Source organism: Mycobacterium sp. (genome assembly GCF_035640695.1).
Lineage (GTDB): Bacteria > Actinomycetota > Actinomycetes > Mycobacteriales > Mycobacteriaceae > Mycobacterium.
In genome coordinates this window covers 1-12,975 of the sequence record NZ_DASQVQ010000023.1, presented here as the reverse complement: position 1 = coordinate 12,975, position 12,975 = coordinate 1, and the positions used below count along the sequence as shown (strand labels likewise).

Below are 12,975 nucleotides of genomic sequence, written 5' to 3'. Positions count from 1 at the left end.
TGGCCTCGCCACACTAGAAACCGTCGACGGCGTCACCGATGAGTACCTCGCGGCAGCGAGGAGCTCAATGGACGAACCCCAACTTGCCGAGTTCGAACGCAACGTGCGGTCGACGTATAAGCAGATGGTGCGCATCTCGATTGAGCCGCGATGGGCGCGGTTTTATGACTTTGGCGCTGGCCGGTTACCTGCTTTCCTCGCGAACCTCATCAACGATGGTTAGCCACACTCGGGTCGGCGTCGCATCTTCGAGCGGACGCGCTGGCAACGCAGGCACAGCCCGAGCCGCGCCGCCAGGCCGTCGACGCCGACCGTGGGGTGCCGTCGCTGGTGTGGCCGTAACACATCACCGGTGATCGCGATAGATTGAGTGCCCGAGCAGATCGGCGACGGCCTCGATGTGCACGCCCGATTCGAGCCAAGCGACGGCCGCGGAGTGTCGCAGGGTGTGCACGCCGACACAGTAAATCGCTTGAGCACCAAGGGAACAGTCACGACGACATACACGTGGGCGCACTCGAAATGTCTATTTTGCTCGCCGATCCACAGCTATGTGCGCGACGGCCGGCGGAGCCGCGATCACACCGCACGACCGTCGATACCTCACCCTAGGGATCGAAGCCTGTACACAAGCGGCGTACCGGTGTCGAAGTGCTCCACTAGGGACAGGTTCACAATCTGAGCGCCGCGTGCGAAGTGGTGCTGTCGCTGGGTGCTGTCCATACCCCCAAAGTGCTGATGCAGTCCGGTGTAGGTGATGAAAAGCAGTTGCGGCGCTTCGGAATCCCGGTCCGCCAGCACCTTCCCGGGGTGGGGCCAACGCCCAATCTCACCCGACGATCTGGCGGGCGCCAGGGCGTGCGTAGAGTTCATGCGCGAAATCGGCAGTGCCGCAGCGCTGCAACCCCACATCAAACGCGAGGTCATGCCCGGCGACTCACCGGAGCGGAGCTAGAAGCCTGCATCCGCGACGCGGCGTCAACCTACTGGCATCACGTCGGCACGGCCAAAGATGGGCAACGACACCATGTCGGTTGTCGACAGCAGCCTGAGGGTGTACGGACTGCAGGGCCTTCGCATCGCCGACGCCTCCTCATGCCGCGGATAACGACCAACACGATGGCACCGTGCGTAGTGATCGGGGAACGCGCAGCAGAGCTCTCATTGGCGAGCACTGGCGATAACGGCGTTCCGAAGGTACTGCGGCGGAGCACAGGTGGCGAAGGTTCAGTCCGCGAGGAAGAGCACCGCGTAAATGCCTCAAACAACTACAGTGTGGCGGGCCCGGGGGAGAACAACACACTGTGTGTGGGGGCCCATCAGATCTGTCTAGATACGGGTGAGGATCTCAGTCTGTTTCGTCAGAAAGTATCGGTAACCGCAGCCGAGTTGTCGGCCCACGCGGAGTGAACGGTCCAAACCCTCGGGAAAATTGTCGAATACGTATCTCCGCTTCACATTAAGCCGAACGTCGGCAGCGCTGCCCAGTGCATCCCGGGAGTTCCATCATTCCTGGACATGGGTAAGGTTTGGGGGTGTTTTCTCACCGCATACGTAGCCCTCGGCCGGGCAGCGCGCGGTCAGCCGGTCGTTGGGTCGGCCTGGGTGCTTCGGCACTGTTCACCGCCCCCGTCCTGCTCGTCGCCCCGAGCGCGGCGCCGGTAGCGTCTGCCACCGACTGCCCCGACGCCGAGGTCGTCTTCGCGCGCGGCACCGACGAGCCACCCGGTCTCGGCCGTGTCGGCGATGCCTTTGTCGACTCGCTGCGCCGGCAGACTGGCGGCATGAACGTCGCGACCTACGCGGTGAAATATTCCGCCAGCAAGCTGCAGCTGCACGGTGGTGACGGCGCCAATGACGCGATTTCCCATATCAAGTCCACGGTGTCCTCTTGCCCCAACACCAACATCGTCTTGGGCGGCTACTCGCAAGGCGCGAGCGTGATCGACATCGTGGCCGGCGTTCCTGTCGGCGGCATCAACTGGGGCAGTTCTCTACCGCCCGCGTACACGAACAACGTGGCGGCGGTCGCTACCTTCGGCGACGTGGCCGACCGCGCCGGCGGATCGCTGCCGACCCAGAGCGCACTGCTCGGTTCCAAGGCGATCGACCTGTGTAACCCCAATGACCCAATCTGTCATGCGGGTCCGGGCAACGCATGGAGCGGACATACCGAGGGCTACGTCCCTGCGTACACCACCCAGGCAGCGGCTTTCGTTGCATCTAGGCTTCTGGCCGGGTCCGGTCAGACGCCGGGATACGGCCCGCAGACGCCGGGATACGGCCCGCAAACGCCGGGATACGGCCCTCAGACGCCGGGGTACGGCCCGCAAACGCCGGGGTACGGCCCGCAGACGCCCGGGTATGCGCCGCAGGCACCCGGGTCTGGCCCGTCGGTGTACGGGCCTGCCTCGCCGTCCCCCGAACCCGGATTGGTCTCTGCGGTCCACTGACGAGGTCGCGGAGCCCGCTGATACCGGTTCAATGAGGCGCGCAGTAGCCGCCCTGTCATCCCAGTAGGTGACGTCGGCGCGGCTATGTTCAACGCGAAGATCAGTGTGATGTGTGATGACGCTGACGGAGTCCAGGGCGCCGAGATCAGACAATCTCGGAGTTGGGATCAAGCTTCGCCAGCACACGCCCGTAGACCTCGTGGCCGCTGTTGGGCTGGATTGCCGCATGTTGGTGCAGCACGTTGATGTCGCGGAGGTACCGCTGGATGTCGGACGCGCTGGACAACGTGCGGCCAGATGAGCGCATGGTCCTCACAAACCCCGATTCACCAGCCACATATGGATCCGTTCGGCAACGGAGGCCCATGTGCTGTCGAGCATCATCTCGTGACCCGTCTCCGGGATTCCGGGATTCGGCCACTGTGCCCGGTGTCGTCCGTCAACACGTGCGCGATATGGCGTGAAATGGGCACCCGCGCATGCGAACTCAGTCGGCCGCGCGCCGCGATGCTTACTCTATGAGGCCGTGTCGCTGTGGAGACGCACCATGCGGGTTGTGCTGCTCTCATCGAGGTCGACGATCTCACTGCGTGAGCGTAGGAAGTCGCTGAATGACTTGAAGCCCAAGGACTTCTCGCTGAATGATGGATCCATCCGCTTCATCTGGGCCTTGACTACGGAGTTGTAAAGCCACTCGGCGTCATCCTTCTCCTGGCCGATCCGAAGTGCGCGCTCGAGCAGCCCCGTGGCGGCGGCCTGGGGGTCGGGCGTCGCCTGCTCATCGTCGGGCTCCGAAGCGCTCGCGCGTCGGCCACGTCTCCTTGGCTCGGGGGGCTGCGCGACGACGGTGGGTATCCCAGGCAGCGCGTCGTAAGTGACGAATTCGTCGCAGGCGGCGGCCAGCGACCGGCTGCTGGCACCGGCCACGCCGATGCCGACGACATAGCGGCCAAGGCGCTTGCAGCGCTGGGCGAGAGCGATGTAGTCGGAGTCGCCGCCGACGATCACCACGTGCGTCAGGTCGGGCAGCCGGAACATGTCCTCGACCGCGTCGACGGCCAGCCGGATGTCGGCACCGTTCTTGCCGTACGCGGCCGCCGGAAAGAGTTGGACCAGGTCGACCGCGCGGGCGACGAGCTGGCCGTGGTAGGCGGCGTTGACATCGGCGGACCAGTCCGCGTAGGCGCGGGTGAGCACAACGGTGCCGAACGAGGAAGAGAAGTCCATGACGGCGCCGACGTCGACGGTTGCCAGCTTCAGCCGGTCTTTCTCCAGGCCCTTTGCCTTGTCTCGCTGAAACGAGTTTCGGCCGTGCACCTGGTCGTAGCGCGAGACCACGATGTTATCGAAGTCAAAGTAGACCGCCACGCGGGTCACGCCGTCATCGCTCATGGTGCCTGCGTCGCCTGGGTCATAGCCGTTGTCTTGTCTGTATCGCACCCAGCTGTGCCCGCCGAGTTGCCAGCAATCACCAGCCAGGTCGGGGTAATAAGCAGCCGATCCAGGAGCATCCCGTTAGGGCGAGCTTCGTCGGGAACAGCCATGCGGACATCGTGCGCCACCGAGCCAGACCCATCAAGGCCCGGCCGAAGCGTGCCGGTGGAACGACATAGCCGCAAACCGACTCAACGTCCCACTTGTGCGCGGTGCTGCCGAGGGCTAATTTATGTCTGTAACGATCCTTACAAAGACAGGTTGACCGTCCCCCGTCCACCGGCTGAGAAATCCCGCATACCCCTAGCGACCGTGTGTTCCTCGACGCCGAAGCCGAGGACACACGCCGTTTTCGAGCTGCCCGCCCTTCGGATTTCACGGCACCAGGATCGAAGGAGACCGCCGATGAACGCGTCCCCGACCAAAAAGCAACTGCAGGGCGAGAATTCGCGTGAACAGATTCTCGACGCCACCGAGAAGCTGATGGCCACCCGTGGCTATGCGGCAACCTCCATCAGCGATATCCGCAAGGCGTGCGGCCTTCCCCCAAGTTCCATCTACTATCACTTCGGTTCGAAGGAGGGTGTGCTCGCCGCCGTCATGGAACGCGGCGCGAACCGGTTCTTCGCGGCGATCCCGTCCTGGCGCGAGGCCGACGGCAGGCCGGAAACCCGGCTGACCGCCACGGCCGGTCTGCTCGCACAACATCCGGACTTCCTGCGGCTGTTCTACCTACTGTCGTTGGAGCGCCACGACGACCCGGCGGTCGCCGAAGTGGTGCGGCGGGTGCGCGACACCGCGATCGCCGGGTTCCGCGATGCGATCAGCCACCTGCTGCCCGACGACACAGCGCCGGCCAAGGCCGACCGCGTCGTCGACCAACTCACCGCCTTCGCCGTCGCGTATTCGGACGGCGTCTTCTTCGCCGGCCACCTTGAACCCGAATCGACCGATGTGCCCCGGATGTACCGGCGGCTCTGGCAGGCGGTGACCACCCTGATGCCGATCCTTCTGGAGGAGAAATGACAAGTCCGACGCGAACCGCGATCATCACCGGGGCCAATTCCGGTTTGGGCCTCGAATGCGCGCGCTGGCTGTTGGCCGCCGACCCGTCGTGGCACGTGGTCCTTGCGGTCCGCGACCCCGCGCGCGGCGCCGGCGCGGTGCAGCGGCTCGGCGCCGGAAAGCGATGCACGGTGATGCAACTCGACCTCGCATCGCTGCGGTCCGTGCGCGGCTTCATCGACGCCCAGCGTGCTAGCGGGCTGCCACCAATCCGCGCCGTCGTCTGCAATGCCGGAGTGCAGGTGGTCTCGGGTGCTCAGACCACCGCCGACGGCTACGAAATCACGTTCGGGGTCAACCACCTCGGGCATTTCGCGCTGGTATGTGGACTGCTCGACGCGTTGATCGCGCCCGCACGAGTCGTGGTCGTCAGCAGCGGAACCCACGATCCGGCCAGGTTCACCGGCATGCCACACCCGCGCTACACATCGGCCGCCGACCTGGCCCACCCGCCAGGCAAATTGACCGCCGAGGAGGGTCGGCGACGCTATACCACATCGAAACTGTGCAATCTGCTCTTCACCTACGAACTCGACCGGCGATTGGCACACGGTGCCCAGGCGGTGACGGTGAACGCGTTCGATCCGGGAATGATGCCCGGCTCGGGTCTAGGTCGCGATTATCCGCCGCTGCAGCGGTTCGCATGGCGGTATGTACTGCCCGCGCTGCGCTTCCTGCCCGGTGTAAACACCATCCGTGCGTCCGGGCGCCACCTCGCCGCCTTGGCGACCGACCCGCGCTTCGACGGGGTTACGGGCATGTATTTCGAGGCCAGCAAGCCCGCCCTGTCGTCGGCCGACTCCTACGACATCGGCACAGCACGAGAGTTGTGGGAGACCAGCGAGCGGTTACTGACCCAAGCGCGCAAGCTACCTGATCAACTCGCCGATGGTGGGCAACCTCGTCAAGGACCCTGACGGCGGCTATCCGCTTCTATATCCGGAACACCTCACCCGGCGCTCGGGCACCGACGTAGACGTAGAAGCTCTGGCGCGGCAACACCGGCGGTCAGACCTTGGCGCGCCGACCAACACCAAAAGGTTTCGGACCATAGCCGTCTAGCGGCTCGATCGGGAGCAAAACCTCGATCGTTGTACCCTCACCAGCGGGACTGGCGACCTCGATGACCCCGCCGAGTGACTCGATCCTGTCGCGCAGGCCGGTCAAGCCCGATCCCCGCCGTGGGTCTGCTCCGCCGACTCCATCATCACCGACGCACACTCGAAGTTTGCCGTGTTGCTCCTCCACGATTACTTCTACGCGTGACGCTGCCGCGTGCCGGGTGCTATTGGTGAGCGCTTCGGAGACGACGTAGTAGGCCGCTACCTCCACGGTCGCCGCATATCGACGTTCGGAATTGACCCGTAACTCGACTGGGATCGCCGAGCGGCGGGCAACCGCGCGTAGCGCCGGGCCGAGTCCACCCTGGGACAGGATTGCGGGGTGAAGTCCACGTGATAGCACACGGACCTCTTCCTGTGCCTCCACGAACCCCTCGATTATCCGGTCGAGTTTTGCCTGTATCGCGGGCAGTCCCGCGGGCACCGTGTCGCGGGCAAGGCGCAGCTGGAGCGTCAGGGAGACGAGCCGTTGCTGGATTCCGTCGTGCAGGTTGCGTTCCAGGCGCCGCTGTGTCTCATCTGCGGCGGCGATCACGCGTGCACGGGATGCAGCCAGCTCGGCCTGGCTTTCGGCGTTTGCGATCGCGGTCGCGACGAGTTCGGTGAAGTTGGCGATCTGGGACTCCGTGTTGGTCGGGAACGGCTCGTTGCTCTTCCTGGAGGCCGCGATGACGCCCCACAGGTGCCCGGCCACGGTGATGGGGCAGCCGATCGACGAGCGGATCCCCAAGCCGCGCGCTTCCTGGGCGATCGCCCCCGTTGCACCGGTAAAGCTTGCCACCCGGACCGGCCCCCCGGTGTCCCGGACTTGGCGCGCGATGCTAGGCCCGACAAGCGAGAACCGGGTCCCGACGGCGAGTCGGTCCTGCACCTTGCTCCAGGCTGCAACGCCGGTCACCGTCCCGTCCTCCTCATAGCGCTCCATACGCGCGAGATCGGCGTCGCACAACAGCCCGACCTCCCGGGTGACGGCCTCGAAGATCGCCGAAGGTGGGGTCGATCGCGCAACCAGCGTCGCGATCCGCCGCAGTGCGTACTGCTCCTCCGATAGGCGTGCCGACTCAGTGGCCGCGCGCTGCAATCGTGCGCCCAGTCGACCCACGATGACCGCGGTGGCAAGGAAAGCGACCAGAGCTACGACGTTCGACGGGTCGTCGATACGGAACGAAAAGTAGGGCTGGGTGAGGAAGTAGCTGAAGGCAGCAGCGGTGAAGACGGCGGTGATCACCGCGAGCCAGGTGCCCCACACAATTGCGACGGCCATCACCGGCAGGACGTACAGCACGAGGAGATATCGCGCGGGGACATGCGGATCTAGCAGCGCGCTGATGCCACTCAACGCGGCCACCATGATCAGCCCCGCGAGCAAGCCGCTCCACCTGCTACGCATGAGGCGTCTCATCCGGCCGCTATGCCATCTCGTCACTACCCCGAGCCCCACTTAAGGGAAATGTTGCCCTCCCATCATGGCCCTCAACGTAGGCGCCGTGGACGGTACCGTCGAGGTCCGCGGAATGCCTCATTGCGTGCATGCGACGAACGCCTGACCCGCAACTTCTGTGCGGACACGAGGGAAGCCACCAGGGAAGCGATGTAGCTGATGGCGGCTGGGACTCGCCGCTTTGACGGCGTTCGGCGCCGTCGAAGGCAGACGTCACTCAGCCCGGCGGAGACTCCGTCACCGTGCAGCCGGATTGGTGATCTGGTCACGATATGAGTGCCGTCACTGCGTCGACGACAACCTGCCGTCGCGTGGCGGCCGAGTCGTCCTCGACCAATGCGTCGTACTCGGGCACGTTTGAGCTCCAGAATCCGGATAGGTGGATGACCAGTCCGAGCAGCACGCTCGGGGGGAACCGCGTCGGCAGTATTCCCTTGGCCTGTGCATCAGCGATGGCCCGCACCTTGGCCTTGTTGCTGGCCAGCACGATGGGCAGCAGATCCCCGGAGCCGGCGCGTTCAAGCCGGTACCAAGTTGCGATGCGCTGTACCCACGGGCGCTTCTCGTAGGAGTCGAACAACCGGCCGGCGTAATCGGGCAGGTTCACAGGATCGATCGGCACGGCGTCCACAGTTTGCCGGCACATGGCGTCGAAGACCGCATCGAACAGGCCGTCTTTGCTGCCGAAGTAGTGGTAGATCTGCGCCTTGTTGCTGCGCGCAGCATCGGCGATCCGGTCTACCCGGGCGCCCGCGATGCCAAAGGCGGCGAACTCTTCTCGCGCCGCCTCCAGCAGCCGTTGCCGAGTGGCCGCCGCGTCCCTTGTCATGACGCTCACCATAATAACTGACTATTTAGTTGACAGCCGGCATTGCCCGCGGGTAGCTTCGCCTATTACTAACCAACCGGATAGTTAGCTTCTCACATGGAGGGATCTTGTCTTCACCGCCGTCTTCACCGCCGTCTTCACCGCCATCCGCGTCCCTGGTGTTCGTGGTCAGCGGCGCCTCCCGCGGGCTGGGGTACGAGATCGTGCGGGCCGCGCTGCACGCCGGGCACCGCGTTGTCGCCGGCGCCCGCGGGCGGTCCGCACTGGATGTTCTCTCGGCCGAGTACGCCGGCCGGCTCGCCGTCGTGCCCCTGGACGTGACCGACTCGCAGGCCGCCCAGGCCGCGGTGGACACCGCCGTGGACCGGTTCGGCCGACTCGACGTCGTGGTCAACAACGCCGGCTACGCCAACATCAGCGCCATCGAAGACGTCGACTTCGAGGACTTCCGCGCCCAGGTCGACGCCAACTTCTTCGGCGTGGTGCGACTGACCCGCGCGGCCCTGCCGGTCATGCGCGACCAGCGAGGCGGGCGGATCATCCAGATCTCCTCGGTGGGCGGCCGGCTGGCCACCGCCGGCCTGGCCGCCTACCAGTCCGCCAAGTGGGCCGTCGGCGGCTTCTCCTGCGTGCTGGCCGCCGAAGTGGCTCCGCTCGGCATCAGGGTGACGGTCCTGGAACCCGGCGGCATGCGCACCGACTGGGCCGGATCGTCCATGCACATCGACCCTATCCGCCCCGAGTACGCCGAGACCGTCGGTCGCATGGCAGCCCTGCACGACGGGCAGACAACCGCGGCCAGCGACCCCGCCAAGGTCGCCCGGCTGGTACTGAACGTGGTGGCCCTTGATGACCCGCCACTGCGCCTGCTGGTCGGCGCCGACGCGTACGCCTACGCCACCGCGGCCGGCCGCACGCTGCTGGCCGAAGACGAGCGCTGGCGCCACCTCAGCGTGTCGACGACGGCCGACGATGCCAGCGCCGAGCAGCTCGACCCGCTCGGACACCGGTAGCAGCCTTCGATCCGAGAAGCACAGAGCAATGACAGAGCATGGCAACGGGACATCATCGATCGCTGGTTCGGCACGGGTGCGGCTGGGCCATTCAGAGCTAACGGTGCGGCCCATCGGGCTCGGGTGCATGGGCATGTCGCAGTTTTATGGGCCAGCCGATGACAACGAATCGATCAACACCCTGCGCGCGGCGATCGATCTCGGGGTGAATTTCCTTGACACCTCGGACATTTACGGCGCCGCAGACGCCGGCCTTGATGTCAGCATTCGCGGATTCGGGCACAACGAGCGGCTGATCGGACAGGCGATCGCCGGACGACGCAGCGATGAGGTGGTGCTAGCGACGAAGTTCGCCGCGAAACTCAACGGCGATCACACGCAGGTGACAATCGACGGACGTCCCGAATACGTCAAGTCCGCCTGCGAGGCCAGTCTGCGCCGGCTCGGCGTGGAGGCGATCGACCTGTACTACTACCACCGCCTGGACCCGAACGTGCCGATCGAAGACACCGTCGGCGCGATGGCCGATCTGGTTGTCGCCGGCAAGGTTCGCGCCCTCGGGCTCAGCGAAGTACAGCCGGCGCTGATCCGCCGCGCCCACGCCGTACACCCCATCACCGCGCTGCAGAGCGAATACTCGCTGTGGGAGCGCCGCGTTGAGGGCGCCACCCTAGCGACGTGTCGCGAACTCGGGATCACGCTGGTGCCCTACAGCCCTCTGGCAAGGTCCGCACTGACCGGCGCAGTCAGTCCTAACACCACCTTCACGGGCGGGGACTTCCGCTCCACCAACCCCCGCTTTTCCGCACCTAACCTCGCCACAAATCTGCAACCGGTAGCAGCGCTCAAGGCGCTTGCCGCCGAGAAGCAGTGTCGCCCAAGCCAACTCGCATTAGCATGGCTGCTGGCTTAACCACTCGACGTCGTACCGATTCCCGGCACCAAACGCACCCAATATGTCCGGGAGAACCTCGCCGCCACCAACGTCGCCGTCAGCGCTGACGAAATCGCCTACCTCGGTGGCGTCTTCTCCCCAAGCCGCATCGTCGGCGAGCGATACGCGCCCGTGTACGCCGCCTATGTCGAGGCGGCGGAGGACCAGTGACAAACAATGACTCCAGGTAGCGGGCCGCCGATGATGGAATTCGAGCTCGACGCGGGCGACTGCGGCACCGTCGGCGACTAACTGTTCCACGAGGCAATCATGTCCGCGGCGCTCAGTTCACACATTGGTGCAGCTCTGTTACTAGGTAAGAAACCACTCAACCAGTCGTTCCAGAGTCGCCTTGCCGTTCGCCAGGCTCATTTCTGATTCGTGACAATTTCGATTCCACGCATTGTCGACAATCACGCTCCGAATATCGCGAACACCCACAAACTGCAGCCAAAAGTCCAAATAGGTTGCCTGGTGATCGAATCGCGAGGGCGGTATGGGAGTTCCCTCCACGAACCGTGAACCGCGTGTATAGACGACGACTGCCTTTTCCACGTGCAAGAGTGGGCCGTACTGCTTGCCGTCGTAGGCGAACAGATAGTTTCGCTGCGCCACCAGATCAATCAATTGTTTGAGCTTGTAAGGCAGGCCAAAGTTCCACATTGGAGTTCCTAAGACGATTCGGTCGGCGTTCTGAAAGCGTCGGATCAATGATTGAATGCGCTCCCATGCGTCGGCCTCTGCCCCAGTCATTGGCTCGTGCTTTCTTGCTTTGTACTTCGCTCCGATTGCCTCGTGGTCGAACTCCGGTAGCCGCTCATCCCAGACGTTCAACGTATCCACAACCATCGGCGTGTGGTCGGATTTGCACGCTTCGATGAAAGAGTTGGTGAGCGTGATCGAATCGGAAGATTCGCGTCTTGGTGACGACTGAATATCGAGAAGTTTCACTTGGCCCCTCCGGCAAAAGTGGAGCTGACCTTCACCAAGTCGGCACCGGCGTCGGCAGCGGCCACGTATGCATCCCAGAAGTCAGCTGTGGTCTGCGGGTCCAGGTTCGTCATGCGGGTCTCTCTTTGATTGTGGTGGTGGCATCTCACCCAGATCCTCGTTGACCGCTAATGGAATTCACGACGAGCGGGTGGAGTCGGTTCGGCGAATGTGACGAGATACTCAATGGCGCTTGCACCGGCAACGCAGGCGTGTTAGTTGGCGGGTAAGTACGGATTGCCCCAGGCGGGGCATCAATAGATATCGTTTTGTCACGACCGGTCCGAACCTGGTGGGACCAACTACGAAAGGTTGTCCACCGCCTTGGGTTAACGGGTAAGCACAGATTCCAGCTAGCCGGGGGACGCGATGGGTGGCAGCGGCGACGACATGGGCTTGCTGGAGGGCAATCGTTGACAGCAAGGCCGAGTTGGACCACTTCTCGGCCGCCGGTGGAGTCGCAATGAACGCATCACGCATGATCGGTATCCAATGACAGCCGCACCACTGTTCGCGTCTATCCGGAAGCGTTGATCAGGGTGGGTTTAGCGATGGGTGAGGGTGCCCCGATAGCACAATCGGATCAGTGGTTTCGCACGCGCTCACCCGAGCAGGCAATCCACCTACGTGAGACTGCGTTCTATCCACATCGGCTTCGACTGCTGGGACCTTCCAACAGCTTCGGCTTCAGCCAGCGCGTCAGCCGCGTCGGGCCGATCACCTTGGGCGACACCACCTACGAAACCGACGTTGCACTCGATTTCGACGATACTCGCGCCAGCTACCACGTCTGCGTTCCGCTGAAAGGCTGGCTGAAATCGCGGCATCGGGGGCAGCAACTGACCTCGACTCCCGCACTGGCCACTATTTATCGGCCCGACGCCGAGATCGCCACGACGTGGTGGCCCGGCGGCAGCCGTCATCTGGCGGTGAAGATCGATCAAGTCGCCGTCGACCGAGCACTCGATGCCCTGGTCGAGAGCCCGGTAGGTTGCCCCATCGCCTTCGACGCATCCCTGCCGCTCAACGCTGGCGATGCCCAAGATTGGGTGCGGTTACTGCTGATGGTGCACCGTCAACTCGACCGCCCGGACAGCTTGATGCGGCATTCTGTGGTCTTGGACCCATTGGTGGAGAGCCTGATACACGGATTCCTGCTGGTGGCCGAGCACCCGTATCGCCAAGCACTTGCTGCACCCGCTGAGCCTGGCCGACCGGCAGCTGTCCGTGAGGCGATGGATCTCATCGAGGCCGGACCCCAGCTGCCGCTGACCACGTCGACACTGGCGATCCGGTGCCATGTCAGCGTGCGCACCTTGCAGGATGGGTTCCGCCGGCACTTGGGCATGTCGCCGATGGCATATGTCCGCGTGGTCAGGCTCCGCCGCGCCCATAATGAGCTGCGGTCCGCACATCCCTCCCACACCACCGTTGCCACCATCGCGCACCGATGGGGGTTCACCCACCTGGGCCGGTTCGCCACCGCGCACAAAGCGACGTTTGGCGAAACGCCGCAGCAAGCGTTGCGCGCTGCCCGCTGAACCTCCACAGAACGCGAATCATTAGCCAATTAACGCGGACTAACGAACGGTCGCGGTCATCTCGCCAACGGATTACGTAGCGTCGCTGCTATGAACCTTTACGATCTTCAGACCCATCCCATCACCTGATGGATTCGGCGTTGATCGGTGCGCT

Annotated in this window: 10 protein-coding genes and 3 pseudogenes; 8 read left to right on the top strand and 5 right to left on the bottom strand. The window is 64.2% G+C overall.

Translation table 11 applies throughout. The annotated features are described in order from the left end of the window. The 3 genes and pseudogenes from VE759_RS02920 to VE759_RS02910 form a co-directional block, all read left to right on the top strand. Positions 1 to 223 (top strand): annotated as a pseudogene (locus tag VE759_RS02920) (pyridoxamine 5-phosphate oxidase); the annotation flags it as partial. Between the two features lie 443 nt (positions 224 to 666). Next, positions 667 to 1,179: pseudogene (locus tag VE759_RS02915) on the top strand (GMC oxidoreductase); the annotation flags it as partial. A 422-nt stretch (positions 1,180 to 1,601) separates the two neighbouring features. Continuing rightward, positions 1,602 to 2,453 carry a cutinase family protein gene (locus tag VE759_RS02910; RefSeq protein ID WP_324928063.1) on the top strand — a complete coding sequence of 284 codons (852 nt, stop codon included), beginning with the start codon at positions 1,602 to 1,604 and terminating at the stop codon, positions 2,451 to 2,453. Between the two features lie 145 nt (positions 2,454 to 2,598). Here VE759_RS02910 and VE759_RS02905 read toward each other — a convergent pair whose 3' ends face one another. After that, a complete protein-coding gene (locus VE759_RS02905; RefSeq protein ID WP_324928061.1) occupies positions 2,599 to 2,760 on the bottom strand; it encodes a hypothetical protein in 162 nt (53 codons plus the stop codon). Positions 2,761 to 2,969: 209 nt separating this feature from the next. Next, positions 2,970 to 3,845: an NYN domain-containing protein gene (locus tag VE759_RS02900; protein ID WP_324928060.1), complete on the bottom strand. Its 876-nt coding sequence runs from the start codon at positions 3,843 to 3,845 to the stop codon at positions 2,970 to 2,972. 447 nt (positions 3,846 to 4,292) lie between these two features. On the opposite strand from VE759_RS02900, the gene VE759_RS02895 reads away from it, so the two are divergent. Together VE759_RS02895 and VE759_RS02890 are read left to right on the top strand one after the other, a co-directional pair. Further along, on the top strand, positions 4,293 to 4,913 hold the full coding sequence (locus tag VE759_RS02895) for a TetR/AcrR family transcriptional regulator (RefSeq protein ID WP_324928058.1): 621 nt from the start codon (positions 4,293 to 4,295) through the stop codon (positions 4,911 to 4,913). Beyond that, the gene (locus VE759_RS02890) at positions 4,910 to 5,869 is read left to right on the top strand and encodes an SDR family NAD(P)-dependent oxidoreductase (protein WP_324928057.1); all 960 of its coding nucleotides are present in this window, start codon (positions 4,910 to 4,912) and stop codon (positions 5,867 to 5,869) included. Before VE759_RS02895 ends, VE759_RS02890 begins: the two co-directional genes overlap by 4 nt. Positions 5,870 to 5,960: 91 nt before the next feature. On the opposite strand, the gene VE759_RS02885 is transcribed toward VE759_RS02890, so the two are convergent. Next, positions 5,961 to 7,463, bottom strand: a complete 1,503-nt coding sequence (locus VE759_RS02885; RefSeq protein WP_324928054.1) for a DUF4118 domain-containing protein — start codon at positions 7,461 to 7,463, stop codon at positions 5,961 to 5,963. A 316-nt stretch (positions 7,464 to 7,779) separates the two neighbouring features. After that, positions 7,780 to 8,343, bottom strand: coding sequence for a TetR family transcriptional regulator (locus VE759_RS02880; protein WP_324928053.1), 564 nt, complete (start codon positions 8,341 to 8,343; stop codon positions 7,780 to 7,782). A 107-nt stretch (positions 8,344 to 8,450) separates the two neighbouring features. Between VE759_RS02880 and VE759_RS02875 the strand changes: the two genes are divergently transcribed. After that, on the top strand, positions 8,451 to 9,356 hold the full coding sequence (locus VE759_RS02875; protein WP_324928051.1) for an SDR family NAD(P)-dependent oxidoreductase: 906 nt from the start codon (positions 8,451 to 8,453) through the stop codon (positions 9,354 to 9,356). Positions 9,357 to 9,483: 127 nt separating this feature from the next. After that, positions 9,484 to 10,461 (top strand): annotated as a pseudogene (locus VE759_RS02870) (aldo/keto reductase). Positions 10,462 to 10,602: 141 nt separating this feature from the next. Here the strand turns inward: VE759_RS02870 and VE759_RS02860 are convergent. Beyond that, the gene (locus VE759_RS02860; protein ID WP_324928045.1) at positions 10,603 to 11,241 is read right to left on the bottom strand and encodes an FMN-dependent NADH-azoreductase; all 639 of its coding nucleotides are present in this window, start codon (positions 11,239 to 11,241) and stop codon (positions 10,603 to 10,605) included. A gap of 590 nt (positions 11,242 to 11,831) precedes the next feature. On the opposite strand from VE759_RS02860, the gene VE759_RS02855 reads away from it, so the two are divergent. Beyond that, positions 11,832 to 12,821 carry an AraC family transcriptional regulator gene (locus tag VE759_RS02855; RefSeq protein ID WP_324928043.1) on the top strand — a complete coding sequence of 330 codons (990 nt, stop codon included), beginning with the start codon at positions 11,832 to 11,834 and terminating at the stop codon, positions 12,819 to 12,821. Positions 12,822 to 12,975: the final 154 nt, after the last annotated feature.

What these genes read in the sequence shown, in the direction of transcription:
- VE759_RS02905 (WP_324928061.1), bottom strand. Translation starts at nt 2,760, where the DNA reads ATGCGCTCATCTGGCCGCACGTTGTCCAGCGCGTCCGACATCCAGCGG.
- VE759_RS02900 (WP_324928060.1), bottom strand. Translation starts at nt 3,845, where the DNA reads ATGAGCGATGACGGCGTGACCCGCGTGGCGGTCTACTTTGACTTCGAT.
- VE759_RS02895 (WP_324928058.1), top strand. Translation starts at nt 4,293, where the DNA reads ATGAACGCGTCCCCGACCAAAAAGCAACTGCAGGGCGAGAATTCGCGT.
- VE759_RS02890 (WP_324928057.1), top strand. Translation starts at nt 4,910, where the DNA reads ATGACAAGTCCGACGCGAACCGCGATCATCACCGGGGCCAATTCCGGT.
- VE759_RS02885 (WP_324928054.1), bottom strand. Translation starts at nt 7,463, where the DNA reads ATGCGTAGCAGGTGGAGCGGCTTGCTCGCGGGGCTGATCATGGTGGCC.
- VE759_RS02880 (WP_324928053.1), bottom strand. Translation starts at nt 8,343, where the DNA reads ATGACAAGGGACGCGGCGGCCACTCGGCAACGGCTGCTGGAGGCGGCG.
- VE759_RS02855 (WP_324928043.1), top strand. Translation starts at nt 11,832, where the DNA reads ATGGGTGAGGGTGCCCCGATAGCACAATCGGATCAGTGGTTTCGCACG.